This window comes from Acidimicrobiia bacterium, from assembly GCA_018057765.1.
GTDB lineage: Bacteria > Actinomycetota > Acidimicrobiia > IMCC26256 > JAGPDB01 > JAGPDB01.
This window is the reverse complement of the sequence record JAGPDB010000050.1, coordinates 1-3,552: the sequence shown is the minus strand read 5'-3', so window position 1 is coordinate 3,552 and position 3,552 is coordinate 1. Positions and strand designations below refer to the sequence as shown.

Sequence of the window (3,552 nt, the reverse complement as noted above, 5' to 3'; positions counted from 1 at the left end):
CGTAAGTTTATGGTAAGGTGCGTTAAGCAAGACAGGTGAAGCAGGCTGGCGCATAACAAACGCATATCAAGGTGGGTTTAAGTTTGCAGTTTAGTTTTTCAAATCACATTTTGTGTCGTGGGACAGTGACGCTCTTCGACCCCCCTAAGTTGTTGTTAGTGCTCAAATTCAGTTATTGTTGCGTTATACACAATGCTGCACGACAGTGACTCCAACCCAAATGGCACATCTCGATTGACAGTATTTATCTCCCGACAAAAGAATTTCATGAAAACTTCGTGAGATTTTGATACCCCGAGCGAATAATAGGGAGTATTTAAATATTCGAAAGCATGGAACAAATCAAAACAACGAGGCTAAACAGGGCAATTCAATTATTAATTCGCGAAAACGCGATGGCTGCGGATACCGTACAGTCATGGATAGAAAAATGTAATTTTAATTAGGTGACCGATATCATAATGGACGTGAAATTACAGGCTGATTTTTTAAAGACCATTGAGGAAAACAAGGGGATTATTTACAAAATAGCCAGATCATACTGCAAAGACCCTGACGATAAACAAGATCTAATTCAGGAGATCTTATTCCAGCTTTGGAAGTCTTTTGACAAGTTTGATAGTTCGTATAAGTTTTCAACATGGATGTATCGTATTACTCTGAACGTTTCAATCTCATTCTATAGAAAGGAAACACTGAGGCGGCAAATCAATCAACCATTGCCAGAGAGTGTACTTTACCTGAAAGAAGATAATACTACACTAGACTTGAATAATGAATTAGATCAATTACATCAGTTTATTCAAGAGCTTAAAGAATTAGATCGGGCAATTATTATTCTATATCTGGAAGGGAACAACCAACAGGATATAGGAGAAATACTTGGATTAACCGTAACCAATGTATCGACCAAAGTTTCGAGAATAAAAGAACTATTGAAACAAAAATTTTTATCCTTAAAAAATTAAGCAAATGCAAGACACAGAACTTATTAATCTTTGGAAATCATACGATAAAAAGTTAGACGAAAACTTATTGTTTAGCAAGAAGAACGCTGAGCAGATCACAGAACTCAAGGTTCGGTCACTGCTAGCATCCATGAGACCTCTGAAAGTATTTACTATTATCATAGGTATAGTATGGGTTAGTTTTGTTGACCTCTTGATTATCAATTTGTTTTTGGTGGCAAATCCGTTTTTTCTAATCTCAGCAATTATCCAAGTGCTATTGACTAAATTGGCAATTGGAATTTATCTCTACCAATTAATTCTTATTCATCAGGCAGATATCAGTGAGTCTATAATTGAAACACAAGAAAAATTGGCGCGATTAAAATCATCAACTCTATGGGTTGCTCGTTTTCTCTTTTTGCAGTTACCCGTCTGGACTACTTTTTACTTAAATGAAAGCATGCTTGAGAATGGAAATATTTTCTTGTATGCTCTTCAGCTATCAGTTACATTATCGTTGACCTTCATGGCTGTTTGGCTATTTCGTAATATCAAGTACGGTAACAGAGACAGAAAATGGTTTAAATATTTATTCAGTGGATCAGAATGGACTCCGATTATAAAGTCGTTGGAATTTACAAATGATCTTAAGGCCTTTAGAAATGAAACTCACTAACTTCTAGAGGAGAAACCATGCTAAAAGCCATAATCCTTTTTATCACTTGCTCGCTGAATTTTCCTGTCTTTGCACAAGATTTAATAATTTCCAACAAGCAGAATCTAGCAATGCCTGACATAAACCAAATAACTGATAGAGTCCTTGAGACAGAAAGCATTCACATCAAGTCAAGATTAAGCCTTTCAATGTATTTAGTAGGCATCGGAACTCTTAAAGTAAATTATGTAGTTCCGGGATTGCGGTCTTGTACACGTTTCAAACAATCTGAAAATATTATACTCTTCATTAATAATAAATCAGACTCAATGACACTCTTAAAGAAAATTGATATATTCAAACTCAAGCAGGACAATAAGAGACTTTATCGTTTTACAGAGTTTAAAAAATGGACAACATTTACTGGCAATACATATGCTGAGAATGACTCTGTTGTCTTTACGATAAACAAAAGAAACAACAATCTATACTCAATTGAGTTTCAAACCAATTTGAGCGCTGGAGAATATGCTATTAGACTTCCTGGCTATACAAACTCCTTAAAACTATTTGGAATCGACTGAATTGAACAATATCTAATGAAAACCACACGAATGCCGGTGCCGTACATGCCAACACACGTCCAAAGCACTGGCATCTGTGTGGTAGGTAACGGTGGACTCCGGCACTGTGTATAACAAAAAAGTTTATTCAATGCGGGGGTTTATAAATGATAATACGGGTTGAACCACTAAAAATAAATATCTTGCAATCAACACCATCAATTGAAAGTACGTGTTTCAAAAATCACGTACCCCATTTATATTTGCCATTCCCGAAGTATTTATAACCTCAAAACTTAATCTCTTGAATAAACTAATTTATATCCTGCTATCATTTATTGTACTCTGTTCTTGTTCTAAAGAAGATATTACCATACCCGACAACCCTGCAGGCAATACCGACACGACTATGGTTAACGTTAGTTATGGAGATCATCAAATGCAGAAATATGATATTTATTTACCCGCAGGTCGAGACAGTACTACGCCTGTTCTTTTAATGATACACGGTGGAGCCTGGAAGGGAGGACAAAAAGAAGAGTTTAATTATTATGTTAGCTTAATCAAAAAAAACTGGAGTAATGTTGCTATCGTGAATATGAACTACCGCCTGGCAAGTAATACCAATAACATTCATCACACTGAAATAATGGACGATATCAATAAGGCGATTGGAAATGTTTTAGATAACCTGGGCGATTATCATATCTCATCAAAAATGGGCATTATAGGAGCCAGTGCTGGTGGTCAACTAGCCATGATTTATGCCTATAAATACAACGACCATAATAACATTAATTGTGTTGCCAGCCTTTTTGGTCCTACTATCATTAACGATTGGGCCTGGTATAGTAGTACGAACATCTGGTTAGGAGGAAAGGTTGGAGATATTTTAACGGAATATGTAGGGCAAGCCTGGGATGGTGACGTATATGAAAGTATCAGTCCCTATTGGAATATCTCTTCCACTAGCCAACCAACAATACTATTTCATGGAAATATAGACCCTATAGTTCCTGTCTATCAAAGTCAATGGATGAATGGAAAATTGAATACGTTAAACGTAACCCATGAATACCATGAGTATTTTGCGCTTCATGGTTTTGATAATACTCAATCAGAAGATGTAATTAAAAAATTGGTAAGCTTTTTTAGTAAGCATATAAAATAATAAAAAAACTATCCCACCCTTGCCGATGTTCTTCACCAGCAAATTCGATTGAGTCTTTCTTGTTGAGGAAGACCCCTAACTAGAGCAGGAGAGCAGAGGAGTTTATGCACCTTGGGCTTCACGCGATATTAGAAATATCAACAATTGCATATATTCGGATATTACCTGCAACCGTTGGACAAGAATCTAAAATAAATGATCTCTAATTTTGTA

4 protein-coding genes are annotated in these 3,552 nt (G+C 36.0%); all 4 read left to right on the top strand.

Annotation, left to right across the window (positions count from 1 at the left end; all coding sequences use genetic code 11):
* Positions 1–461: 461 nt before the first annotated feature.
* The 4 genes from KBF89_08890 (at position 462) to KBF89_08875 (ending at position 3,339) form a co-directional block, all read left to right on the top strand.
* Complete coding sequence (locus KBF89_08890) at positions 462–968, top strand: sigma-70 family RNA polymerase sigma factor (GenBank protein MBP9116437.1); 507 nt, start codon at positions 462–464, stop codon at positions 966–968.
* Positions 969–972: 4 nt separating this feature from the next.
* A complete protein-coding gene (locus KBF89_08885; GenBank protein MBP9116436.1) occupies positions 973–1,626 on the top strand; it encodes a hypothetical protein in 654 nt (217 codons plus the stop codon).
* 17 nt (positions 1,627–1,643) lie between these two features.
* The gene (locus KBF89_08880; protein MBP9116435.1) at positions 1,644–2,189 is read left to right on the top strand and encodes a hypothetical protein; all 546 of its coding nucleotides are present in this window, start codon (positions 1,644–1,646) and stop codon (positions 2,187–2,189) included.
* Between the two features lie 283 nt (positions 2,190–2,472).
* A complete protein-coding gene (locus KBF89_08875; GenBank protein ID MBP9116434.1) occupies positions 2,473–3,339 on the top strand; it encodes an alpha/beta hydrolase in 867 nt (288 codons plus the stop codon).
* Positions 3,340–3,552: the final 213 nt, after the last annotated feature.

Excerpts from the sequence above, each read along its gene's own strand:
- KBF89_08890 (MBP9116437.1), top strand. The coding sequence starts at position 462 with ATGGACGTGAAATTACAGGCTGATTTTTTAAAGACCATTGAGGAAAAC.
- KBF89_08885 (MBP9116436.1), top strand. The coding sequence starts at position 973 with ATGCAAGACACAGAACTTATTAATCTTTGGAAATCATACGATAAAAAG.
- KBF89_08880 (MBP9116435.1), top strand. The coding sequence starts at position 1,644 with ATGCTAAAAGCCATAATCCTTTTTATCACTTGCTCGCTGAATTTTCCT.